Below are 25,625 nucleotides of genomic sequence, written 5' to 3'. Positions count from 1 at the left end.
ATTGTGGTGAAAATAAGTTTGTTTTGTAAATATATTCTTAAATGTTTTAAATAAGCTACCACTAAAAGACATTAAAATAATAAAATAAGTTTATTTATATGTTAATACAAAACATTTAAACCTTATGTGAATTGTGAAAATAAAAAAAGGACGGCACTTTAACAGCGCCGTCCTTTTAGGCAAATTTTTAAATTTGCATTCATAAAAATGCGTACAGTAATTAATAATCACTAAAATGAAGACTTAAACGCAGGTTATTCGTTTATTGTATCGCCTTCCTTAGTTTCTTCGCTGGCAATTTTTACCAGTTTATCTTTCGGGTTTAAATCACCGAATATTTCGATTTTATCGTCGATTTCTCTTCCTTTTTTAATGTTGACTCTTGTTGCTTTGTGGTTCAAAACTTTGATCACAAATAAACCTTCAGCAGAATTCACCACCGCCGATTTCGGAACTACAAATGTGCTGTCTTTTGCGTTTAAAGGCAATAAAACTTCGGCAACCATTCCAGGTAAAAGATCTTTTTTGGTATTGATAACGTCCATTTCAACACGCTCAGAACGCAGTTTTAAATCTAAAGCACCAGACATTCTGGTAATTTTCGCTTTAAAAGTTTCTGGCAGCGATTTTACATTAAAACTCATTTCGTCGCCATTGTGTAAATATCCCGTATACAATTCTGGAATAGAAACCGCCAAACGCAATTTATCCTGCTGTTGAATCGTCAACAAAGGCAGATCAGAACCTTTTCCGGCTGGACCAACGTAAGTTCCTAAATTCACATTTCTAGCTGCTACAACACCGTCAAAAGGAGCGCGGATTTCTAGATAACCTCTCATAATGCCCACTTCTTTGTGTGCCGCAACCGCAGCCTGATATTGTGCGTAATCAGAATTCTTTTTACCGCTTGCCATTTCTAAATCGTTTTTAGAAATCGTTCCTTCAACCTTGCTTGTTTCATACAAACGGTTGTAGGTGCTTTTGCTTGTTGCATAAATCGCTTCCATCGATTTCAATCTTGATTCGGCTGCAGCCAATTGCGAACTGATTTCTGGCGCTTCTAACACAATCAAAAGCTGTCCTTTTTTTACTTTCGTTCCAATATCAACTTTTAATAATTTTACGAAACTGCTCACTTTGGCGTATAAATCTACCTGTTGGAAACCCGTTAATTCTGCTGGTAAACGCAATTCTGTAGTCAGTTTTTCTTTTTCTAAAAGAAACGTTTCTGTTTTAGGTTCAATTTCTGCCGTAACAACTTCTTCTTTCTTTGAATTACAGCTGTTCAGAAAAAATAATGCTGCTAAAAACAGCGGGCTGTATTTTATAATTTTAGTGTTCATTTTTTGGTTTTAATGATGAGATATAATGGATACTTTCTTCGTCTTCGGGATCTAAAGAAACAGATTGTGTCGTTGTTTTTTCTTGTGCCCAGGCAAAAATCTGCGGAAGGATTAATAATACGGCAAAAGTAGAAAATAAAAGTCCACCGATAACCGCTCTTCCTAACGGAGAAACCTGATCGCCTCCTTCGCCGTGGCCAATTGCCATTGGCAGCATTCCCGCAATCATCGCAACAGAAGTCATGATAATTGGACGCAAACGCAGTGCAGCAGCTTCACGCGCAGATTCTAAGGCATTGCCATTTATTTTTCGAAGCTGTTCGGCATTCGTAACCAATAAAACGGCATTGGCAATCGAAACCCCAACCGACATAATAATTCCCATATACGACTGTAAGTTTAGTGTAGAACCTGTAATAGTCAGCATTAATAAGGCTCCTAAAACTACCGCAGGAACTGTCGTTAAGATTACTAACGAAACTTTGAACGACTGGAAATTAGCGGCCAACATTAAGAAGATTACAAAAACGGCAACCAATAATCCTGATTGTAAACTACTTAATGTTTCAGTCAGTACAGTACTTAGTCCAATTGGCGTGATAAACAAACCACGTGGTAATTCGCCAAGAGAACTAATTGTTTTGCCTACATCTTTTGTAGCCGTACCTAAATCGGTTTGGTTGATGTTTGCAGTAACGGTAATGTACGGCATGGCCCCTAAATTGTCATTTTCACCGCTTACAAATCCGGGTGTAATTTTAGCAACGTCACTTAAAACAGGACGAAGCGAGTTTCTCAATAACGGAATTTCTCCAATATCGGTTTTACTTTTCATCTGGTTCAACGGAACCTGAACCTGAACGTTGTATGATAATCCCGCTCTTTCATCAACCCACATATTTTTTTCGGTGTATCTTGATGATGAGGTTGAAGCCACAAGCGAACGTGAAATATCGTTCATGTCTACGCCTAATTCTGCTGCACGGGTTCTATCAATATCAATATTCATTGCAGGATAATGAATCGGCTGTCCTATTTGAACGTCTCTGAAATATGAAATTGCTTTTAATTTGTCAACAATTTGATTGGCGTATAATTCATTTCGTTTTTTATCTTTTCCTGCAATTCGAATTTCGATTGGAGTAGGAGAACCTTGGCTTAAAACCTTATCCGTTAATTCAATTGGTTCAAAAGAAACTTTAGTGTCTGGCAGTACTTTTTTCAATCTTGCTCTGAACTCGTCTTTAAACTCATCCATATCGGCATGATAATCTTTTAAACTTACCTGGAAAACAGCTTCATGCGAACCTGCCATGAACAAATAAATCGGGTTGATGGAGAATAAAGACGGGTGCTGTCCGACATACACAGAAGAAATTCCTATATGTTCCGGGCCAACCATTTTCTTCAATTCTTTTAATGTAATCACAGCCTGTTCTTCTGTTCTTTCTAAACGAGTTCCGTCTGGAGCACGAAGTCGCAGTTGAAACTGACTTGAATTGGTTTTAGGAAATACATCTTTACCTATAAAAGTAATTAATACAATTGCTAAAACCGTTGCAGAAACCAGATATACAATACTAGTTGCTTTTTTATGAACGAATAATCGATCCAGCGTTCTCATAAAGCGGATTCTAAAACGCTCAAATGCACCTATTTTTCCGTCGCTGTTTGTATCGTCTTTTTCTACATAATTTTTTTTCTGTGTAATAAGCTCTCTTTCAGATTCTGGAGTTAAGCCGCAGGCATTAAATTCAGCTTCATCGTCTGTAATTTCCGGCGTATGATCGTGTTTTGGATGCGCTTTCATTAACCAGTTGGCCATTACAGGCACAAAAGTCTGTGAAAGTAAAAACGAAATTACCATTGAAAATCCGATTGCTAAAGCCAAAGGCAGAAACAACGCTCCCGGAATACCAACCATTGTAAATGCTGGTGCAAATACGGCAAGAATACACAATAAAATCAATAATTTTGGTAAAGCAATTTCCTGACAGGCGTCCCAAATGGCGAGTGCCTTTGGTTTTCCCATGTCGAGATGCTGGTGAATATTTTCGATCGTAACCGTACTTTCATCCACCAAAATACCAATTGCCAAAGCCAATCCTGATAGCGACATTAAGTTGATCGTCTGCCCAAATAATTTCAGGAATAAAACTCCCGAAATGATCGAAATCGGAATCGTTAAAATTACGATTAACGCTGCACGTCTATCTCCCAAGAATAATAAAACCATTAAACCCGTTAAAACCGCACCGATAATTCCTTCGGTAATTAAACTTTTAACCGAGTTGATTACATAAACCGACTGGTCAAATTCGTATGATAATTTTACGTCTTCTGGTAATGTACTCTGAATTTTAGGAAGTTCTGATTTTAATTTCTGAACCACATCCCAAGTCGAAGCATCTCCAGCTTTTGCAATACTGATATAAACTGAACGTTTTCCGTTTACCAAAGCATAACCCGCAGTAATATCGGCACCATCTTTTACAGTCGCTACATCGCCTAATTTTAAGTTTTGAACGCTTCCTTTGAATAACGGAATGTTTTCAAAATCCTTAACTTCTTTAATTGTATTGTTGGTCGGCGTGATATAATTTTTGTCGCCCATTCGCACGTTTCCGCCCGGAGCCGTTTGGTTGTTGACACGAATCGCTTCTACAACCTGATCTGGTGTCATATTATGCGAACGCAGTAAATCTGGGTCAACGTTAACCTCGATTGTTCTTGGGCTTCCGCCGAAAGGTGCCGGAGACAATAATCCTGGAATCGAAGTAAACGAAGCACGGACATAAACGTTGGCTAAATCCTGTAATTCGTTGTTTGAACGTATTTTACTGCTCAAAACCAATTGTCCGATCGGCAGTGAAGAAGCATCAAAACGAATGATAAACGGAGGCTGTGTTCCCGGTGGAAATGCCGCTTGAATTCTGTTCGAAAGCGAACTCAATTCGGCTGCTGCCTGCGCCATGTTTGTGTTTTCATAATAGGTTAATTTCATGATCATTAACCCCTGAATATTTTTAGTTTCTACCGATTTTACACCATTGGCAAAAGGCAGAATGTTGACATAAGTCTTGGCAAAATAAGCTTCCATCTGGTCTGGCGTGTAACCTCCAAAAGGATGCGCAATATAGATAACCGGCAAATTCATTTTCGGTAAAATATCTACCTTAATGTCTTTGATGGCACCAATTCCGAAGAAAAATAGACCCGCAACCAATACTAATATGGAAATGGGCTTGCGGAGTGCAAAACGTATTAAATTCATTTGGATCTAATTAAAATTCATTTATAAATAAGTCAAAATTGCCAGTTGCTGCAACTTTCAGCAAAAACGACTGCCATACATTATTGTTAACAATATCACGATCAATTTCCGCACGATTCAAAACATACATTGTTTGTGTTAAATCAGTTAAGTCGGTTAAACCGTTTTTGTATAAAGTGGATTTTTGCAAATAAGCTCTTTTTGCCGCATCAACCTGAATAGGCGCTTCGGCATAATTTTCTAAAGTAATTCTGATCTTATCTTCGGCAAAATTGAGCTGTGATTTCAATTCTCTATCCGCCTGATTGTATTCTTCCTGTAAAGCCTGAGAAACAAATTTCTGAGCGCTGACTTGTTTACTGGATCTAAACGGCGTGGTTAAATTCCACGTAATTCCAACTCCAATCAAATAGTTTGTACGATCTGGATTTACGCCGTCCCAATAATTTCTGCTGAAAGCATTTTGGTCGGTTGCATAGCTGTTTTCAAATCCTGAAGCTCTGGTTTGTAAAACACCAAAAGCACTCATTGTTGGGTAATAAAAACGTTTGAATAATTTAACCTGCTGGTTGCTGTAATCAATTCTCGTTTTATAGAATTGCAATAACGGATGCAGACTGTCATTTGCCACATTTCCTTTAATTAGTTCTTTTGGAATCTGAGTTACAAAAAGAGTATCTGTAACAAAATCCTGAGGCGCAACACCCATCAAATCAACTAATTTGTTGTTTTGTTCTTTGACAAAATTTCTAGCTAAGTTTAAAGCAATTTTAGCTTTAGAAACTTCTGCAGTTGCTAGTGTAGAATCTACGCCAGCTAATAATCCGTTTTTAACTCTGGCAACAGCTGTCTTTTTGAAAATTTCTGCGCGGTCTAGATTTTTTTGCTGCGAAATCAATAATCTTTGGCTGGCTAATAAATTAAGATAAGCAGCAGAAATTTTGATTTCCTGTTGGAATTTTTCCTGCTCTAAATCTTTTTCTTTGGTCTGAACATCAATCTTAGACAAATTGATTTTTTCTTTCATTTTTCCAAATGTGAAAAAATCCCAGTTCATGTTGACCAGATAAAGCGCGCCAAACGCTGAGTTCCAGTTTTGTTCAGGTAACGGAAGTCCTGATGAAGCAACTCCAAGTCCTCCAAAACCATAAAGAGGTCCGTTTTGACCATTTACAGTTCCGTAATCTTGCTGCGCCGACAAATTTAAGTTAGGCAGATAATCACGACGAGATTGTTTTAGAGTCTCTTTTGATGCATTGGTGTAATTGTTTTTTGCTCGGATGGAACCGTAGTTTTCAAGCCCAGTTTTTATTGCTTCTTTTAAAGAAAGGGTCTGAGAGTAACCGATTGAGGCAAAAATCAATAAAAATAAAATGGTAATTTTTTTGAAATACATAAACTCAAGGTGTGATATGAAATGTTTTTTGATGAAACAAATTTATTTCTCTTACGCTGATAAAAGTCAGGTTAAGTGATGTACTGCACTAGTAAATGACGAATTGAATTTGTCATTTTTTGAAAAAATTAATTAAATATTTGTTCGTACTTTGTAACCTATTTCCAAATTAAGAATGAACAAAAAAGTCGATAACATATTGGATAACAAATGGTGGCAGGAGGTTGCCGTTGTCCTTTTTTCATTTACAATTTATACCTTAAAAAATGATTGGATGTTATTTAGTTCATTCATTTCTATTTTAATGGGGGTATTTTTCTATTGTATTTTATACATGCACGCCCAATTTAACCGTTTCTTTCTCCTTCCCATTTTATTCAAAGCAAACAAACCTTTTACGTATATCATATTGACATTGTTTGGCGTTTTTGTATTTTCTGTTGTATTGTACGAAATCACAATGCTGGATATGTTTGCCAAATGTCATTTGTATCAAAACTCGCATCAAAGAAGTTACGCTTATCAATTGGCCAGCGTTCTAGGAACTTTAGTCTGTATTCTGAGTCCGATAATTGTATTTAAATTTTATCGTATTCACAGAAAACAAACCGATGCGGCTTTATTGTTCAATCAAATGCAGTTAAATTCTTTGAAAGGACAATTGAATCCGCATTTTTTGTTCAATACTTTTAATACACTTTACGGAATCAGTCTTCAATTTCCAGACCGAACACCAGATTTGATTATGAAGGTTTCGCAGCTCATGCGTTATCAGCTGGAAAGTAACGGCAAGCAATTTGTGTCTCTGGAAGATGAATTGGAGTTTATAAACAGTTATGTACAGCTTGAAAAAGAAAGAGTTGGCTATCGCTGTGACATTACATTTGATGCTGATATTGACAACGAAAATGCTTATAAAATTTCGCCAATGCTTTTAATTGCATTTGTTGAAAATGCCTTTAAACATGGAACTTGTGCAATAGAAAACTGCTATGTAAAAATTACGATTACGGTAAAGGAAGGATTACTACATCTGCATGTTACCAATTCGATTCCGAAGAAAAACGATGTGATTTCGACTAAAATCGGCTTAAAAAACACAATCGAACGTTTGAATTTAATTTATGGGAAAGATTATAAATTAGATATTCAAGACGATAAACAGACTTATATTGTTGATTTGGAAATACAACTTAAAAAGTTTGTAGGATGAGAGACGCAAAAAAATGCATTATTGTAGACGACGAACCAGCGGCGCATTATGTTTTGGCGAATTACATCAAACAGAATCCGCAGTTAGAATTGGTTTTTCAGGGTTATAATGGTATTGAAGCAATGAATTATCTCAGAGAAAATACTGTTGATTTGATGTTTTTGGATATTAATATGCCTGAAATCTCTGGAATGGAACTGCTGAAGATTCTTCCAACACATCCAAAAACTATTTTGACAACCGCTTATTCTGAATTTGCTTTAGAAAGTTACGATTACGGCGTGATTGATTATCTGCTGAAACCGATTTATTTTCCAAGATTTTTAAAAGCAATTGATCGTTTTTTTGCCACAGAAAATGGAAAACAAAAACCAGAAGAAGCAATTAATTCGGTTAATGTGAAAGTCGACGGCTACTTAATGAATATCGAATTAGATCAGCTTTTGTTTGCGCAGAGTTTTGGGAACTATGTAAAACTGCATACAATTAAAAGGACTTATCTGGCATCGATTACAACAACTGAATTTGATAAATGCCTGCCAGAAAAAAGTTTTATGCGTATTCATAAATCGTATATAGTTGCCTTAGATAAAATTGAGGTTACTGAAAAAGATTTTGTGGTAATTAAAAATGAAAAAATTCCAATAGGAATTACTTATAAAAGAGAACTAACCGATAGATTAAAAAAGCTGGAATTATAAATTGATTTCTGTTTAAGTGTTTGTTTTTAAGATGATTAATTTGCATTCGTTAAAAATGTTGTTCACTTCATTTGTTCTTAATTAAAAAGTAGTACTTTTAATACGTTATTTAAAGTTTAATTTAAAAAATGAAGCCATGAAAAACGTGTTTTTGACTTTTACTTTTTTATGCAGCAGTTTTTTAATTGCACAAGAAGGAACGAATATGAAAAAAGTAGTTACACCTCCAGAAGTTGTGAGACTTGCTTTTGAAAAGGAATATCCAGGTAAAGTGCCAGTTTGGGCCGAAGAATATGTGGGAGATGACAATGATGAAATTCGTTACGAAGCACGATATAATGTAAATAACACAACCAAAGCATTAGCGGTTTACGACAATTTGGGTGCTATGAAAGCTTATGAATTACAAATTCCTTTAAGCCAGCTGCCGCCAAAAGCACAAGCCTATTTAAAGAAAAATTACCCGGCCAAAGCTATTCGCGAAATTGCAGTTGTTGTAGATTATAAAAAAATAACGACCTATGAAGTTGGAATTGAAATAGACGCCAAATTCTATGATATCCAGTTTGATAAAGACGGTGGTTTTAATGTGATAGTAGAGAAAAATTAATTTTGTAGGAAAATTATCAATATTTGTTTAGTTTTATATTTTTAATTTAAAATCTAAGCATGAGAAAAATTATTTTATTCGCCTTTGTAATTTATAGTAATTTTCTAATTGGCCAAAATGGGATTATAGTGCCGCCAGAAAATATTAGAACAGCTTTTGAAAACCAATATCCGCAAAAGAAACCAGTTTGGGATATTGAATACGGTAAAAATGAAGATATCATTTTTGAAGCAAAATTTAATGAAACAGCAAAAACAATTGCTTTTGCCCGATATGATAAAGAAGGAAATTTTAAAGCTTACAAAACACAAACATTATTAACCAAACTGCCGAAAAAAGCACAAGCTTATCTGAAAGAAAATTATCCTGTTAAGTCTTTGACGCAATTTTTTGCTGTCGTAAATAATTTAAATATAAAAAGTTATGAAGCCGGAGTAGTAAAAGATGCAAAGTTTTATAATCTAGTTTTCGATCAAGACGGTGAATTTTATAAAAGAATCCAAATTAGGTAAACTTCTTACTAATTCAAATATATTTTGAAATGACAAACCCGATAAGTTTTTAAAGCTTATCGGGTTTTGTTTTTTATGGGTTAAGAAGTTAAAAGTTAAAAGTTAAAAAAATTACCACTAACCATCAACCACTAACCATCAACCATTAACCATCAACCATTAACCATCAACCACTAACCATTAACCATTAACCATTAACCATTAACCATTAACCATTAACCACTAACCATCAACCATTAACCATTAACTTAAAGCATCATCCCACCAGAAACTTCAATGCGTTGTGCATTTATCCAGCGAGCTTCTTCAGTACATAAAAAAGCTACGACACCACCAATATCGTCAGGTAAACCAACTCTTCCTAAAGCGGTTACAGAAGCTATTTGTTGGTTCATTTGTTCATTATCGCGAACCACTCCGCCGCCAAAATCCGTTTCGATTGCGCCTGGGGCAACAACATTTACTTTGATTTTTCTAGCACCTAATTCTTTTGCCTGATATTTAGTTAAGGTTTCAATTGCCCCTTTCATTGCAGCATAAGCAGCATAACCAGGGAACGAGAATCTAGCTAAACCAGTAGAAATATTTACGACTCCGCCGCCGTCATTCATTATATTTAATCCTTTTTGAGTTAAGAAAAACGGACCTTTGAACTGAATATTAGTCAATTGATCAAACTCAGCTTCAGTTGTTCCAATGAATGAATTGTGAATTCCGATTCCAGCGTTGTTAACCAAAAAGTCAAATTTATCAGTATTGAAAACACTTTTTAAAGTTGATTCGACTGCTGTAAAAAATGAATCAAAAGTACTAGACTCAGCCACATTTAATTGAAGCGAAGCCGCTCTCTGACCTAAATTTTCGATTTCTTTCACCACCAAATCAGCTTCTTCTTTTTTACTGTTGTAAGTGATAATTACGTCAATTCCTTTTTTTGCTATTGCAATTGCCATATTTTTTCCTAAACCTCTGCTTCCTCCTGTAACCAGAGCTATTTTTGTATTTACTGCCATTTTTTATAATTGTTAATTTGTGAAATGTAAAATGTAAAATGTTAGTTGTAAGATGTGAAATGGGATGTGAAATTTTTGTCATGTTTTTTTAAGGTAGGATTCCTTTTTTGCATCTCACATCTCACATTCAACATTTTACTTAATTAGAATGCAAAGCCTCAAATGATGCCTTCAATTCTGGCACACTTGCGTTTAATCTGGTTTCGCTTGTTCCAAAAGTAAGTTCTGTTCTGCCTTCTTTTAATTGTTCAAAAATAGAAACAATAAAATCGCTCACGCTTGGATGTGCATCGTGTAAACCAACTCCACCCAAATCTGTATTAAGTGCCGGCGGAATAATTTCGATTACTTCGATGTTTTTAGCCTTTAATAAATGACGAAGTGAAATCGTAAACGAACGGAAAAACGCTTTCGTAGCCGAGTAAACCGGAACTTTTGCAAAAGGAGAAAACGCCAATCCAGAAGTTACATTCATAACTGTTTGTAAAGATTTCAACTCAATAAATAAAGAAGTTAAATGTAAAGGAGCTTCGATATTCGTTGCGATTTCAGCTTTCATACTTTCGTAAAAACCAGCATCTGTAACAGAAATCCATTTTTGAATTCCAGCATTATTGATTAATACGTTTAAGTCCGGATGATTTTCAGAAATCCATTTGTAAAGTTCGATTCTTTCTTCTTCTAAAGATAAATCGCAGACTTTTGTTATCACCGATGGAAATTTTGCTTTTACTTCGTTTAAAACAGATTCTCTTCTGCCGCAGATTATAACGGTATTGTTTTCTTGAATAAATCGTTCAGTAAGTCCAAGTCCGATCCCGCTTGCACCTCCTGTAATTAAAATTTTGTTGTTTGATAAATTCATCTTTTCGATCTTTTAAATTGATAAGACAAAGGTAGGAGCAAAGTAGATTTGGGAATTGTAAATATCAAACCGATGTTTGCGAAATTCAAATCAGATACCTGAAATTCATTTTTTTTAAATTCCAAAAATCCAATTCTTATTTTATGTATTCCTGAGCGAAGTCGAAGGACACGCACAGAATATACTTAAAGCATGGTCTTTGCGAGGAACGAAGCAATCTCACTTGCTACAGGTACTCATACTAGTGCGGTTGCTTCGTTTCCTCGCAATGACAAGTATTGCGCGTAATTGTATAATCTAAAATCTAAAATCAACAATCTACAATCTAAAAGCCAAAGGCGTCAACGACGTTTGTTTCTTAAAGAAATTAGAAAAATGCGCTAATTCTTCAAAACCAAGTGAATAGGCAATTTCAGAAATATTCCAATCTGTTTGTTTCAAAAGGATTTTAGCTTCGTTTGTTAATCGGCTGCTGATTAATTCTGTTGTGGTTTTTCCAGTGTTTTCCTTTAAAACCTTATTTAAATGATTGACATGAACTGATAGTCTAGATGCAAAATCTTTGGCAGTGCGCAATTCTAATCTTTGATTTGGAGATTCAATTGGGAATTGTCTTTCAAGTAATTCCGCAAATAAAGAAGAAACTCTCGCAGCAGAATTGTGTTTAGAATACAGCGCTGTAATAGGCTGTAATTTTTGTCCGAAGTGAATTAATTCTGCAACATAATTTCGAATTAAATCGTATTTATAGATATAATCAGAATTGATTTCTTTTTGTATTTTGTTGAAAATCAAAGCGACTTCTTCAACTTCTTCATCAGATAATTGAAATATAGGATAACCGTCTGAAGCGAAAATCGGAAGTTCGTCCAAATCGATTCCGCTTTTGTTTTTAGATAAAAATTCACTGGTAAAAACACAAAACTGTCCAGATTGGTTGGTGTCCTGCGGTAAATAGTTGTACGGAATTTTTGGCGTTGCAAATAATAATCCCTGCTTTTCTATATCGATTATTTTATCGGCATATTCGGCTCTGTTTTTCCCGCGAATCAAACTTATTTTGTAGTAAGCCCTTCTGTCATAAGGCATTCCAGGCTTTTCTTTCATGCGTTCCAAAAGCTCTTTGATATCAAATACATTAAAATGACCAATTTCTTTTTGAATGTCATTTGGCAATAAGGAGTTAGGTTCTACAGTTGAACCTTCGGTAATATCTTTATAAAATGAATCTAGGGATTTCATATTTTAGAATTGTAAAATTCAAATATACGAAACATTTTTTTTAGTTGTAGGTTTCAGGTTTTTTTAGTTTCATGTTGCTTTGCTTGTGTTTATTTAACCGCAAAGAACGCAAGGTTTTCTCGTAAAGTTCAAAAAGAAAACTTGCGTTCTTTGCGTAAATCATTCCGAACCTTGCGGTTAAAATAAACTTCCCTGAATTAATTCTGGCTGAGGATTACTGCCAAAAGGAAATATTTCTAAGATAAAATATTGTTTTTTAATCGGATCAAATTCTCTTAGTATAATAGCATCACATAAAAATTCCATGTTAATTGTAGTGAATAAATCACGGGCAATTTTGATGTTTTCAGGCGTTAGATTTCGTCCTATTGAAATATGAGGATCGTCGCTTCTGTCTTTACTGGAAATCAGAAGTGTTTCCTGAATTTTTTTCATCATAGGTTTTAAATTTACTTTAGAATCTTCATTAGGAGATATAAAGAAAGCCCGACTTTCCTCATACGCATCAAAATGATCTAAATAAATTTGTATTGGAATTAAAGTGTCAGCGATTTTAGAAAGCTTTTGTATGAATTTTTCAAGCTGATTTTCACTCGCTTTAAATCCACCAATTGTAATATGTGCTACAGAATTGCAGCTGCCATACCATCCAATTTTATTGAATAATTCTAATTTTAGTTTTTTGATTATCTCAATTCCATCTTGTGAGGGATGAAAAACAACTGAATATTTCTTTTCCATTGCATCAGCTTTTCTGCAAATTTAAAATTTAAACTGAGCAGTCAAAGCTGAATAAAAATAATCTTTTCCTGAACCGGCTTCTTTTAGGAAAGCTCCGGCATTAAACCAAGCGCCTTCAACGGAAAGCGTTAAAAAGGAATTTACGTTATAATCAAAATTAGCAATCAATTGTGTTCCTATAAAACGCTCGGTTGTGTTGTCTCCAGAATATAACAATTGCATGTTTGGAGCATATAAACCGTCATGAATTGAACTTTTCCAGAAAATATCATAATCTATCCCGAAGCCTAAATTTTTTGTTAGATCGAAAGCAATCGATGGGTGAATGTCAATTAAATTCGCTGGACCTATTAACCCAACCAAGCCAAAATAAGCGCCTTTTGGATATAAGGGATTGAACGTTTGTAATGTATTGTCGCTATTGTTTTTATCTCCAGAAATAAACTCGGTTTTTAAACCAATTTCAGGACTGAATTTTACATTTTCAAAAGTATAAGATGTGTTTGATGAAAGTGTCCATGCTGCAATATTTTGAGCATTTATTTTTCCAAATTGATACAATCCTTCAAAATCGTATTTCCAGTTTCCTTTTGTTTTCCAAATTCTGGTTCCTATCGAATGTCTTGTTTCTTCACCAACTGCATTATCAAAAACAGCTCGGTTTTTCCATAATCCTAAATAATACAAATCGATATTTTGGATAAAAGGAACTTTATGAATCACCGTATAACTTCCCCAAAGTTTAGCATTGTCATTGAAATCATCATTAAAAACACCAGGTTTATTAGCAACAGGATGAGAGTAAAAAGCATCTGTCTGCCAGCTATTGTTTTTATAAAATAGTTTCACTCCGTCAAAGGCGATTCGGTTATTTGGTCTTTCGCGAACGCTTACTAAACGCTGTGAGCCGTAAGCCATTTCTTGTCGACCAGCTCTAAGAGTTAACTGCTGATTTTTATTCTGAATGAAATCAACATCTAAAAAAGCCTGATGAAAATCCAGTTCGTTCTCATCCACTGGACTTGGATCTATTTTGCTGTTGGCAAGACTGCTTTGGAATTCAACAAAAGTCCTGAATCTGCCAAAATGTATATCGGCATTTAATAAATAACGTGAAAGTAAGTAGCCGTCTCCGCCAGTTGTTTCGTCGCCCCATTTGTCATTAACGGTATAAAAATATTGTTCTCTGATTTCACCGCCAATTGAGGCGTAGTATTTATCGTTTTTACCTAATGGAATATATTTGATTTTCTCGTACCAGCTTTTCGTCGAATCGGCTTTTAGATATTGAAAATCATCCTCATATCGCAGCTTTTGAAAAACTGGTTTTTGTTGTGCATTTGCAGAAAAAAAGATTCCCAAAAGCAACAATAGTAAGAATGTATTTTTCATGATTTAATTTTTTTGGTAACCTCCAAAGTAATTTACCGGACTCCAGTCTGGAATTGCTTTTGGGGTTTGTTTGGCAAAGGTTCTAAAGTCATTATCGGCATATACTATTTTTCCGTTAACGACTGTTAGTTTGGATTCGATGTTAAGGATTTTTTCTTCAGAAGTTGAAAAATAATCGTCAGAAAGAATCGCAAAATCGGCTAGTTTATCTGCAGTCAGCATGCCTCGGTCTTTTTCGATATTGATTAATTCGGCACTTCCGTAAGTAAATAATTTTAAAGCGGTTGTTCTGTCTACGATATTTTCGTCATTCATATATTTTAAACCGCCAAGTGTTTTACCAGTAGTTAACCAGTATAAACCAACCCACGGATTGTAACTTGCCACACGGGTTCCGTCAGTTCCCATTCCTACTTTTATTCCCAATTCTAAAATTTTCTTAAGCGGAACTGTATTTGCAGCAGCGGTTTTGCCATATCTTTTAATGAAGCTTTCTCCTTGATACGCCATTCTGTGCTGAATTGCTAATCCGCCATTTAAGGCTTTTATTCGTTTTAAATTTTCTACAGAAACCGTTTCTCCATGATCAAAGAACCATAAAAGGCCGTTTAAAGGAGTTTCCTTGTTAATGTCTTCGATGACATTTAAAAATCTTGTAATGCTTTCGTTGTAAGTCGCATGTATTCTAAATGGCCATTTGTTTTTTACTAATAATGATAAAACTTCTTTCAATTGTCCTTCCATCGCTGGGCTTAATTCAGGTCTTGGTTTGTCGAAGTTTTCAAAATCTCCTGCACTCATAACCAAGTTTTCTCCGGCGCCCTGAACGTGATATTCTACTTTGTCCGAATGATGATCGTCATCACAGCCTTCACCAATTTCAACAGTATTAATCCATTTGGTGTAATCGTTTAATTCGCTTCCTGCTTTTTGTGCAAACAAATAATAAGGCATTCTGATGGTCAAATCACTGTCTTTGCATAAACCGTTTGTTACGCCGTAATCGTCTGGAAAATTTTGAAATCCGCCTCCTGCATCCATAATAGCGGTTACGCCAAGACGATTCATTTCGGTCATAAATTGCTTAGTCGAATTAAATTTTTCATCCTGAGTTAATTCTGGAAGTTTGGCAAGAGTAGAGTAGAGGATAAAAGCATTCGGCTCAGCAATTAATAATCCGGTTGGATTTCCGTTAGCATCTTTTTCAATTAATCCCGCATTTGGATTTGGCGTATTAGAATCAATTTTTAATGCTTCTAAACCTGCTTTGTTTAAATAAGCGTGTCCATATAAATGCAGTACAAATGTCGGAACATCGCCGCTTGCTTCGTTAATTTCGGCCAAAGTTGGCAGTCTTTTTTCTTCGAACTGGTAAGCATTCCATCCGCCTACAACTCGCACCCATTGTCCTTTTGGAGTTCTTTGTGCTTGTTCTTTCAGCATGGCTAACGCTCTTTTTAAAGATCGCACTCCGTCCCAGCGTAATTCGGTATTGTAGAATCTTCCGCCACGGATAATGTGCATGTGAGAATCAAATATTCCAGGAATAATTACTTTTCCTTTGGCATCGATTATTGTTGTTGCTTTATCTTTTAACTTTAATATTTCACTGTTTTTTCCCGTTTTAAGAATTTTTCCATCAGCAACAGCCATCGCTTCAACGATTGTGTTTTTATTGTCCAGAGTGTGAATTACTGCATGATGAACAATTAGTGTGGCTTTTTTGTTTTGCCCGAAAATGGGAAGAGAAATGATTAAAAGAAGGGCTGTTATTTTAGAAATGAGTTTCATGGTTGTGGTATTTAAGTGGTTTTGGAGAGTGGGTTTTAATTAAAAATTGAGAATTAAAAATTAAATTTCAGCTCATCTTCGTGGAAAAATAAACTATAGATTTTAAATATCTTTTAATTTTTAATTCTCAATTTTTAATTTAAAATAAAATTAGTGTTTCAACATTTCGTGAGCATATTGTACGCCTACACCATAAGCACCACCGTATTTTTTAACTAAATCTGTTACAGGTACATAAGTTTCCTGACGACCCCAATCGCGTTGCAATTCTAATAAATACTGTAATGAAGTTATTGGGTGAGCGCCAGCTTGAACCATACGTGTTACGGCCATTTCGTGCGCTTCTTTAGAAACGTCTCCGCTTGCATCTGTAATTACATAAACATCATAGCCCTCGTTGATTGCTGATAATGCTGGCCCAACGATACAAACACTTGTCCATAATCCGCCAAAAACAATTTTCTTTTTACCTGTTGCAATAATTGCTTTACGTGCAGGAGCATCCTCCCAAGTGTTCATTGTGGTACGATCAATATAATTTGAAGTTTTTTGCGGGTAGAATTCTTCGATTTCTCTAAAAACAGGTCCGCTGAATGATTTTTCTGCAACTGTTGTTACGATACTTGGCACTTTGAATATTTTTGATGCTCCAGCAACAAGGGCTGTATTGTTTCTAAGTTGATCGATTGGAATGTTGCTTACTGCAAATGCCATTTGGCTTTCATAATCTACCAGTACCAATGTATGGTTTGTTGGATCTAATAATGCTGGACTTGGCTTTTGAGCGAATCCGATAAATGTAACTAATAATAAAACTGCGGTAAGGATTAATTTTTTCATGATAATTTGATTTTGTTGTGAATAAATGGTTTTTAAAAATTATTTAGTATTTGATTTTCAGTGTTTTGCATTCAAATTAAATGCCTTGTTTGTAATGTATTGATTTTAAAAGGTGTTTCAGAAAAGGCAATAGTTATCCTAACGATATATCGTCAATCAAATTGGATATTTCGTGAATGAATTATTTTAAAGCTTTAATGAATTTTAAAAGGAAGATTCTGGCACCTAAATTTTTCCTTTTAGATGTAATCTGTGGAGAATTTCAGATTTTAGTAAACCGCTTCCTCCACCAAAATGTTCAATTACTTCTACATCTGGCTGATGTTTTAAACAAAATGAAGTAAATTCTTTTTCGATATGATCTTCGATTCCGGAACTCAATAGAACAACATCGATTTTGTGATTCTGAAAATATTCTTGAGCCTCTTTCTCATTGTTGAAAGAAACAGCGTTCCAATCTTCATAAGCATTTACAAGGCGAAGTAAAATGGCCAGAATTGCTTCATTTTTTCCGAGTAATAAGAATTCAAGTGTTTTCATTTTTTTAAGTTTCTGAGATTCTGAGTGGCTAAGGTTCTAAGTTTTTTTTACTTAAAAAATTAGTTTGGGCAGAACTTCTAAATTTATTTCTTTCGTTTTTGTTTCGACTTAATCTAGAACAAGAAAAGATTTTATGTTTCAAATATTTTCTCTTTGTTTTCGATTTCAGTTTTTGACAGAACTTGTAATTTACTTTGCAAATTTATTGGTTCTTATCTTGCTTCAACTTAATCTAGAACAAGAAAAAAAATTAAGGCTTTCATACCTTTTCTCTTTTTGATTTCAGTTTTTGATTGAACTTATAATTTGCATTACAAAGATAATTTAAGAAGAAAAAAACAGCTCTTAATCTAGGACAAGAAAGTGTTTTAAAGTATGATTTCACAATTTTAAAAAAGAAGATGAGTTTGAGTTGTGTAAAAAAAATGTTAAACTTTAAAATTTATTTTATTGATAAACAGTTTGTTAGTTTGTTTTATTGATAAGAAGCGCCTAGCTTTTTCTCAATATGAGGAAAACCGTAAGGTAATTGCTTTTGTGAATTATAACTTTGACATATAGAAATTTGAAACAGTGGCACTCTTTACCTTTTTAGATGTCATTTAGAATTTTTATAAAAAACTGTTTTTGGAGAAACGTTTTTAGAATTTAATTGACAGATTCATTTGATCGTGGGTTTTGTATATAAGTTTGCAATATACATTAATGTCGAATTTTTAAGGGTTTTAAGATTAAGTCGACGGACATAATTTTAAGACCCTTTTTTTTACCACAAAAATGAAAAACCAATTAACCAAAATTGAATAATGTCGGTATTGATTTTAAATTTTTGTGGAGAAAAGCCATAATAGCTTTTAAATGCAGCCGAAAAATGAGAGACATCTTTATAGCCGCATTTGTAAGCAGCTTCGCTTACTGTTGCTGTTTTACTTTGAAATAACTCTTTCGCATGTTCCATTCTAAGTTTAATGATATAGCTTTTGACAGTTGTGCCAAAACAAGCTTTAAAACCTTTTTTTAATTTGAATTCGTTTAGCGAAATAAGTCGTGAAAGTTCTGGCAGGGTAGGTGTGTTTCGATAATCGTTGTCTAGTATTTTTTTTGCTTCTAAAAGTTTGTTGTATTCTTCTTCGTCAATTTTTTCTTTTAATGGAGGTTTGGTAATTATTGCTTCGAGCTGGTGAATTAGAAGTTCTTTAATTTTGCTTTCAATATAAATTCTCTTGAGTGCACCTTGACGCGTACAATTCTTTATTTCGTGTGTAACCCATTGAATTGCAGGTGAAAAAGGAAGATATTTTGAGTTTAAATAACTGGATTCTTTTCTAAGAATGTTTTTTGAAAATTTTTCATGTAGCTGCCAATCTTCATTAATGATATTGTAATAAAACTCCTTCGATAAAATAATAGACAAGTAATTTATTTGTTTAAAAGGTGGAATTGTAAATGAAGCTTTAAAATTACTGGTATAAAAAATATTGTGTGTATTTTCTTTAGAAAACTTTTCGCCTTCTAACTGGTCTATTTGAGTTTCTACATTGCTGCTGTAAATAAAATTCATAATAACAGATTCTTCATCTATTTCAAAAATGACTGTTTTTGAGCTCGAATAATACATTTGGGTATCGAGTATAACTAAGCCTTCTGTAATTAAATGCCGGCTGCTAATTTTCTCTGAAGTGTTGTTTTCTATATTGATATTCTCCTCTGTTAAAATGCTTTTTGGACAATATTTATCTCCAATTTGAATTTTAATTAGTGGCGTTTCTGGTGTTAAAAGTGTGGCTTTGATTTTCAAAATTTAATCCGTTTTTACAAAATAATAATCCGTTTTTCCCTATCTTTTTTCAGGTTGTTGATGGTACTTTTGCGACAAAGTTATTTATAATTAGTCTAATTAAAGATATGTCAACTCAAAAATTTTTATTTTTTATTTCATTTTTCTTCTTTTCGTTCTTATCATTTTCCCAGCAAAATCAAGCTGTTACCGTATCTGGACAAGTTGTTGAAAAATCTGGGCAAACAATTCCATTTGCCACAATAGTTATAGAAAAAACGGGTTTAAGTATGATTTCAGATGAAAACGGGAAGTTCATTTTTAATAATGTTAAGCCGGGAAAACACACATTAAAAATTTCTGCAATCGGGTTTTCAAGCTTTAAAAAAAGTATAGAAGTTTCAGATGTCAGCATAAATATTCCAGTTCAGTTAGAAAGTGAATTACAAGAGTTAGAAAGCGTAACCGTACTTGGAAGAACACCAACCGAAAAAGTAAATAAACAAGCTTACAGCGTAACAGCAATTGATGCTAAAAAATTACACAATTCAACATTGGATCTGTCTCATGCCTTAGATCGTGTTTCTGGAGTTCGTAATCGCGAAGCAGGAGGAGTTGGTTCGAGATCGGAACTTTCTATAAACGGATTTTCGGGTAATCAGATCAAAGTTTTTATTGACGGAGTGCCAATGGATAATTTTGGTTCTTCATTTCAAATGAATAATATTCCAATCAATCTTGCCGATCGTGTCGAAGTTTACAAAGGAGTTGTACCAATTTGGCTGGGCGGAGATGCTCTTGGAGGTGCAATTAATATTGTGACTAACAGCAAGCCAAGAACTTTTGTAGATGCTTCTTATTCTTTCGGATCTTTTAATACGCATCGTTCTAGTATCAACGCAGGCTATACGGCAAAAAGCGGATTCACAACAGAAATCAATGCTTTTCAAAACTATTCAGACAATAATTATTGGGTCAACGTAGACGTTGCCGATTTAAATACGGGAGCTTATTTCCCCAATCAGCGCGTAAGACGTTTTCATGATAAATACCGCAATGAAACCGTAATTGTAAATATTGGAGTAACAGGAAAAAAATATGCCGATAAATTAATGATTGGTTTTACTGGAGGAGAAAATAAAGCTGATATTCAAACTGGTGCAAGAATGGTTAGCGTTTTTGGAGAAATCTACAGAAGAGGAAGTATTGTTATGCCGACTTTAAAATATCAGGTTAAAGATTTATTTACCAAAGGTCTTAATGTTAATGTTACGGGTAATTACAATTTTGGATTCGAACAAAATGTAGATACCGTTTTTAGAAGATACAATTGGTTTGGAGATTATAAACAATATGAAGGTACTGGTGGAGAAAGAAGCCGTACACTTCGTAAATTTTATAACAATAATGGTGTAGCGACAGCAAATGCAACTTATACGCTGAATGAAAGACATTCATTTATGATCAATAACACTTTTAATACTTTTGACCGTAAAGAAAGTGACGAACTAGTTCCTGAATCTTTGGTGTACAAACAGCCTAAAAAGACACAAAAAAATGTTTTAGGTTTAGGGTATAAACTGGATTATAATGAAAAGTGGAGTACTTCTTTATTCTTAAAAGATTACTCATTAAAAACTACTTATTCAAGAAGTTACAATCCTTCTGGAAATGCGGGCGATATTGCTTATCAAAAATATGTTGATAATACTTCTACAACAGGCTATGGTGCCGCGACGAGTTATTACATAAAGCGTAATCTTCAGGTAAAAGCTTCTTTTGAGAAGAGTTACAGACTTCCAACTCCTGAAGAAATCTTTGGAAATGTAAATGATAATTTAGAAGGAAATCTGGCTTTAAAACCAGAAACTAGTAACAATTTTAATATTGGTGCAAGTTATCAAACGAGTTTTAATGTAAAAAATGCGCTGTCATTTGATGTGAATCTTTTACATAGAAATGCAACAGATTTTATTCGTCCTACTTTGAATAATAATCAAACCATGAATACCAATGTAAACCAAGGTAAAGTAACCAATTATGGTATTGATGGGGAGGTTAGATATTCGTACAGCAACAGGTTTACGGCTGGATTTAATGCCACGTATCAGAATATTAGAAATATGACTGAATATGAGCCAAATCAAAATTATGTTTCTCCATTTTACAAAGACAGAATTCCAAATATGCCATTCCTTTTCGGAAATGCCGATGCAACAGTATTCTTCAATAATCTATGGAAAAAAGGAAACAATTTATCCGTTGGCTACAATTTACTATATGTCCATACTTACTATTTGTCTTGGCCAAGTATGGGAAGCAAGGATAGTAAATTAGAAATTCCGCAACAGTTCAGCCATGATTTGAATGCAGTTTATACGCTTGCTAACGGAAAATATAATATTGCTTTTGAATGTAAAAACTTCTTAGATAATAAACTCTACGACAACTTTTCATTGCAAAAACCAAGTAGAGCTTTTTACATCAAACTTAGATATTACTTCAGTAAATCAAATAATTAATTTAATACAAACACATATTACAATGAAAAAAAGTACCAAATTAGCGTTATTATCAGCTGTATTAGCTTTTACAGCTTTTTCTTGCAGCAGTGATTCAGATAAACCAGGCGACACAACAGGTGGAGGGACAGATACTGGAAAAACTAAATATATTATTACTGCAACAACAGGAGCAGCAGGAATTGCAGATTATTTACTAACTGCAGACGATGTCACTACAGGATCTATCACAACTACTGGAAACGGATTGGAACAAGACGGAACGTACCGTTACTATATTACAGCACAAAATAACTTTTTCAGTTTACTTTACGGACAAGGAAATCCTGGAGCTGTAACAACTTACAATTTAAATGCTGAAGGAAAATTAGTGAAGAAATCTGATTTCCAGGCAGAAACTGTACACGTATTTGCTGCTGTAAACAAAGATATCCTAACAATTAAGGTTCCAAGAAGTGGTGCTTCAATTGCTTCGATGTACAAGATTGATGCTGAAAAATCACTTATTATTGGTGAAGCACAGCAGGATACTAAGAAATTGGCAGGAAACGGTGAAAGAGCTTTCTTTACTTGGGCAACTCAGGTTGGAGACAAAGTTTATATGCCATATATGAGTATTAAAGGTGATGGAGTAGATAATTTCGGAACTGTAAATCCAGATAGTACTTGGGTAGCAGTTTACAACTATCCAGAACTTAAATTAGAAAAAGTAATCAAAGATAACCGTACAAGTTACTTAGGAGCTTATTTTACAAACGGATTATTCCAAGACGAAAATGGAGATGCTTACGGGTTCTCTGGAGCTATTGCTACAAGTAATGCTGTTTTGACTTCTACAAAACCTTCTGCGGTTGTAAAAATCAAAAAAGGAACTACAGAATTTGATAAGTCTTATTTCTTCAACGTTCAGGAAAAATCTGGAGGATATAAAATTTCTTCTACCTCTTACATTTCAAAAGGTAAATTCTTATTGTTAATGTACGGAAATGTTGGAAAAAACAATGGTGCAGTTAGAATGGCTATTGCCGATGTGTACAACCAGACATTTACATGGGTTACAAATGCTCCTGCAACATTAACTTCTGTTACAAGCCGTTATAATATTACTTCTGAAGACGGAAATTCTGCAATTGTTGGTATCAACACTCCTGATGGAAACTGGATTTATTCTATCAACGGCTCAACAGCTGTTGCTACAAAAGGAATGAAAGTTGAAGGCGGACAAATTACTGCAATTCAGAAATTAAAATACTAATATTTTTTTACCGTAAGTCCTTCTTTTTTATGAGGACTTGCGGTTTTTTTATTTATCCTATTTATCTATCCAATTATGTTTTCTTCTTCAAAACCAAAACCCAATACTAAGAAAAAAAGTAAAAAATCGCTTTTTAAGCGTGTTATGGCCTGGCTCCATTTGTGGCTTGGCCTGGCATCTGGAATTATTGTAGTGATTGTCAGTCTTACGGGCTGTATATATGTTTTCGAAAATGAAATTAAAGATTTTATTGAAGACTGGCGTTTTGTAAAACCACAGGAAAAGGCATTTATGCTTCCATCTCAATTGGTTACAATTGCAGATAAGAAAATGAAAGACAAACATGCAGCCAGCGTTACTTTTGGCGAAAAAGACGAAGCAGCTATTGTAGGTTATTTTGTGGAGAAAAAAGAAGAAGGCAGCAAAAGCGAGAGAGAAAGAGGTGAACGCAAACGAGACGATAAGAGAAAAAACTTTGCTAAAAATGAAAGTGTAAAAGCAAAGTCGGACTTAAAAGCGCAGCCGAATGAAAAAGGAAAAGAAAAAGGTAAAAAAGGAAAAGGCGGAAGAAGAAGCGGGACTTTTATAAGTGTTTATATGAATCCTTATACTGGGGAAATACTGAATGTTAAAACCTTTTCTAGAGGAGAATCGCCAGATTTTTTCAGATGGATTTTAAACGGTCATCGTGCATTATGGCTTCCGTATGATATAGGACGCCCAATTGTAGGAGTTGCGGTTCTGATTTTTGTTTTTCTTTTAATTTCTGGAATTGTTTTGTGGTGGCCTACAAAATGGATAAAATCAATTATAGATAAAAGTTTTAAAATAAAATGGGACGCAAGTTTTAAGCGCGTCAATTACGATTTACACAATGTATTCGGATTTTACAGCTGTATTTTTCTGTTTTTTATTTCCGTAACCGGTTTAGTGTGGAGTTTTGGCTGGTGGAGCAAATCGTTGTACTGGGTAACTTCAGGTGGAACACCATTGACAGAAAATCGCGAATCACCAAAATCTGATACAACTAATATTAAGGCATTTAATATTACAACGGCCGATAAAGTATTATTGAATATTAAAAAAGAAAACCCTCAGGCAGCGGGAATCATGATAAGTATTCCTTCTAAACCTGCAGATCCTATTGGTGCATTTGTTTACAAGCAGAGACATACTTTTTATAATATGGACCGCTATAGTTTTGATCAGCAGACTTTGAAAGAGATTTCTATTAAAACACCTTTCTCGGGGAAATATATGGAAGCCAATATTCCAGATAAAATCCGAAGAATGAATTATGATATTCACGTAGGAAGCGTTCTTGGTTTGACAGGTAAAATTATTGCGTTTCTCGCTAGTTTAATTTCTGCCAGTTTACCTATTACCGGATTTATTATTTGGTGGGGAAAACAAAAATTTGGCAAAAAGAAAACACCTGCATCGAAACCAAAAACAGCCAGTAAAGCAATTCCTGCTCCGAAATTGAAAAGAAACGCANTTTTTTTTTTGATCAAAAGGCAAAACTTGTAAAAGTTTTGCCTTTTTTATTTTTAGTTATAACCATTGGCTTTAAGCCATTCTACACAATCTCTTGTCCAGAATTTACTAGTGTCATTTACTCCTAATCCAAAACCGTGGCCGCCTTTTTCATATAAATGTAACTCCGCTTTAACTCCGTTCTTTTTAAGTGCCAAATAATAATTAATACTGTTTTCTGGTATAACAACTGTATCATCTGTCGCATGGATTAAGAATGCTGGAGGCGTTTGAGACGTAACTTTCTTTTCATTTGAATAAGAATCAATTAAATCTTGTGACGGATTATTGCCCAGTAAATTAGTCTGCGAACCTTTATGCGTAATTTGATTTTCCATTGAAATTACAGGATACATTAAAATAGAAAAATCGGGGCGTGCACTAACTTTATATGTAGATTCGTAAACTTTATCATCATAATGAGTAGATAGAGTTGAAGCCAAATGACCACCCGCAGAAAAACCTAAAATTCCGATCTTATTCGGATCAATATTTAATTTTGCTGCATTTTGTCTTACATAACGAACTGCCTCTTGGGCATCTTGTAACGGACCAACAATTTTATTCTTCATAATCAAATCGTTCGGAAGACGGTATTTCAATACAAAAGCCACAATTCCCAAGCTGTTGAACCATTCGGCTACTTTTGTTCCTTCTTTATCAAAAGCTAAATGCATATAACCTCCGCCGGGACAAATGATTACAGCAGTTTGATTGGGTTTTGCATCTTTAGGAAGAAAAATGCTTAAGGTAGGAATGGTAACCTGAGTTGTACTTTGCAGTTTTCCGTCAGTAATACTTTCTTTTTCCTTATAATCTGCTGCTTTTATCTCGTCTGGAATTTTATTCCATAACGGAATTACCTGATTCTGTGCACTGCTGGAAAATATTCCACAAAGCAATAGCAAACCCAAAGCAATTCCTCGTAATGGTTGTGTTTTTTTATTTTTCAATTTGTTTGGTAATTATTTGATTTTTAAATATTTATTAACTTTTGTTGTAAAAAAAGTAACCGTTTATTCTAAAAGTAAAATTAGAATAAAATTGATTCTAGAAACATAA

19 protein-coding genes and 1 pseudogene are annotated in these 25,625 nt (G+C 34.3%); 7 read left to right on the top strand and 13 right to left on the bottom strand.

Annotated features, from left to right (window positions below; translation table 11 throughout):
- Positions 1–254: 254 nt before the first annotated feature.
- The 3 genes from ASE40_RS06810 to ASE40_RS06800 are packed head-to-tail and all read right to left on the bottom strand — an operon-like array spanning position 255 to position 6,013.
- Complete coding sequence (locus tag ASE40_RS06810) at positions 255–1,343, bottom strand: efflux RND transporter periplasmic adaptor subunit (RefSeq protein WP_057116213.1); 1,089 nt, start codon at positions 1,341–1,343, stop codon at positions 255–257.
- Complete coding sequence (locus ASE40_RS06805; protein ID WP_057116212.1) at positions 1,333–4,617, bottom strand: efflux RND transporter permease subunit; 3,285 nt, start codon at positions 4,615–4,617, stop codon at positions 1,333–1,335. Before ASE40_RS06805 ends, ASE40_RS06810 begins: the two co-directional genes overlap by 11 nt.
- Before the next feature lie 10 nt (positions 4,618–4,627).
- Positions 4,628–6,013 (bottom strand): TolC family protein, encoded by a 1,386-nt coding sequence (locus ASE40_RS06800; RefSeq protein ID WP_057116211.1) that lies wholly within the window; start codon positions 6,011–6,013, stop codon positions 4,628–4,630.
- Positions 6,014–6,188: 175 nt separating this feature from the next.
- Between ASE40_RS06800 and ASE40_RS06795 the strand changes: the two genes are divergently transcribed.
- From ASE40_RS06795 to ASE40_RS06780, 4 genes are all read left to right on the top strand, one after another.
- A complete protein-coding gene (locus tag ASE40_RS06795; RefSeq protein ID WP_057116210.1) occupies positions 6,189–7,226 on the top strand; it encodes a sensor histidine kinase in 1,038 nt (345 codons plus the stop codon).
- Positions 7,223–7,927, top strand: coding sequence for a LytR/AlgR family response regulator transcription factor (locus ASE40_RS06790; RefSeq protein ID WP_057116209.1), 705 nt, complete (start codon positions 7,223–7,225; stop codon positions 7,925–7,927). Before ASE40_RS06795 ends, ASE40_RS06790 begins: the two co-directional genes overlap by 4 nt.
- Before the next feature lie 136 nt (positions 7,928–8,063).
- The gene (locus ASE40_RS06785) at positions 8,064–8,537 is read left to right on the top strand and encodes a hypothetical protein (protein ID WP_057116208.1); all 474 of its coding nucleotides are present in this window, start codon (positions 8,064–8,066) and stop codon (positions 8,535–8,537) included.
- Between the two features lie 59 nt (positions 8,538–8,596).
- Complete coding sequence (locus ASE40_RS06780; protein WP_057116207.1) at positions 8,597–9,049, top strand: hypothetical protein; 453 nt, start codon at positions 8,597–8,599, stop codon at positions 9,047–9,049.
- Between the two features lie 248 nt (positions 9,050–9,297).
- Here ASE40_RS06780 and ASE40_RS06775 read toward each other — a convergent pair whose 3' ends face one another.
- From ASE40_RS06775 to ASE40_RS06735, 9 genes are all read right to left on the bottom strand, one after another.
- Positions 9,298–10,062, bottom strand: a complete 765-nt coding sequence (locus tag ASE40_RS06775; protein WP_057116206.1) for an SDR family oxidoreductase — start codon at positions 10,060–10,062, stop codon at positions 9,298–9,300.
- Positions 10,063–10,201: 139 nt separating this feature from the next.
- Positions 10,202–10,927 (bottom strand): SDR family oxidoreductase, encoded by a 726-nt coding sequence (locus ASE40_RS06770; RefSeq protein ID WP_057116205.1) that lies wholly within the window; start codon positions 10,925–10,927, stop codon positions 10,202–10,204.
- A 318-nt stretch (positions 10,928–11,245) separates the two neighbouring features.
- Positions 11,246–12,169: a helix-turn-helix domain-containing protein gene (locus ASE40_RS06765; protein WP_057116204.1), complete on the bottom strand. Its 924-nt coding sequence runs from the start codon at positions 12,167–12,169 to the stop codon at positions 11,246–11,248.
- A 177-nt stretch (positions 12,170–12,346) separates the two neighbouring features.
- Positions 12,347–12,910 carry a 2'-5' RNA ligase family protein gene (locus tag ASE40_RS06760; RefSeq protein ID WP_057116203.1) on the bottom strand — a complete coding sequence of 188 codons (564 nt, stop codon included), beginning with the start codon at positions 12,908–12,910 and terminating at the stop codon, positions 12,347–12,349.
- A 21-nt stretch (positions 12,911–12,931) separates the two neighbouring features.
- On the bottom strand, positions 12,932–14,302 hold the full coding sequence (locus ASE40_RS06755) for an alginate export family protein (RefSeq protein WP_057116202.1): 1,371 nt from the start codon (positions 14,300–14,302) through the stop codon (positions 12,932–12,934).
- Between the two features lie 3 nt (positions 14,303–14,305).
- A complete protein-coding gene (locus ASE40_RS06750) occupies positions 14,306–16,093 on the bottom strand; it encodes an amidohydrolase (protein WP_057116201.1) in 1,788 nt (595 codons plus the stop codon).
- A gap of 150 nt (positions 16,094–16,243) precedes the next feature.
- Complete coding sequence (locus ASE40_RS06745) at positions 16,244–16,933, bottom strand: hydrolase (RefSeq protein WP_057116200.1); 690 nt, start codon at positions 16,931–16,933, stop codon at positions 16,244–16,246.
- Between the two features lie 225 nt (positions 16,934–17,158).
- A complete protein-coding gene (locus tag ASE40_RS06740) occupies positions 17,159–17,473 on the bottom strand; it encodes a hypothetical protein (RefSeq protein WP_057116199.1) in 315 nt (104 codons plus the stop codon).
- A 766-nt stretch (positions 17,474–18,239) separates the two neighbouring features.
- On the bottom strand, positions 18,240–19,271 hold the full coding sequence (locus ASE40_RS06735) for an AraC family transcriptional regulator (protein ID WP_057116198.1): 1,032 nt from the start codon (positions 19,269–19,271) through the stop codon (positions 18,240–18,242).
- Positions 19,272–19,378: 107 nt separating this feature from the next.
- Here ASE40_RS06735 and ASE40_RS06730 point away from each other — a divergent pair, with 107 nt between their 5' ends.
- The 3 genes and pseudogenes from ASE40_RS06730 to ASE40_RS06720 form a co-directional block, all read left to right on the top strand.
- A complete protein-coding gene (locus ASE40_RS06730) occupies positions 19,379–21,772 on the top strand; it encodes a TonB-dependent receptor (RefSeq protein WP_057116197.1) in 2,394 nt (797 codons plus the stop codon).
- Between the two features lie 22 nt (positions 21,773–21,794).
- Positions 21,795–23,027 carry a DUF4374 domain-containing protein gene (locus ASE40_RS06725; RefSeq protein ID WP_057116196.1) on the top strand — a complete coding sequence of 411 codons (1,233 nt, stop codon included), beginning with the start codon at positions 21,795–21,797 and terminating at the stop codon, positions 23,025–23,027.
- A gap of 75 nt (positions 23,028–23,102) precedes the next feature.
- Positions 23,103–24,524: pseudogene (locus ASE40_RS06720) on the top strand (PepSY-associated TM helix domain-containing protein); the annotation flags it as partial.
- A gap of 53 nt (positions 24,525–24,577) precedes the next feature.
- Here ASE40_RS06720 and ASE40_RS06715 read toward each other — a convergent pair.
- Positions 24,578–25,516, bottom strand: a complete 939-nt coding sequence (locus ASE40_RS06715) for an alpha/beta hydrolase (protein WP_057116195.1) — start codon at positions 25,514–25,516, stop codon at positions 24,578–24,580.
- Between the last annotated feature and the right edge of the window lie 109 nt (positions 25,517–25,625).

This window comes from Flavobacterium sp. Root935, assembly GCF_001429295.1.
Lineage (GTDB): Bacteria > Bacteroidota > Bacteroidia > Flavobacteriales > Flavobacteriaceae > Flavobacterium.
The sequence above is the reverse complement of the archived record's forward strand: the minus strand, read 5'-3'. Positions and strand labels throughout refer to the sequence as shown.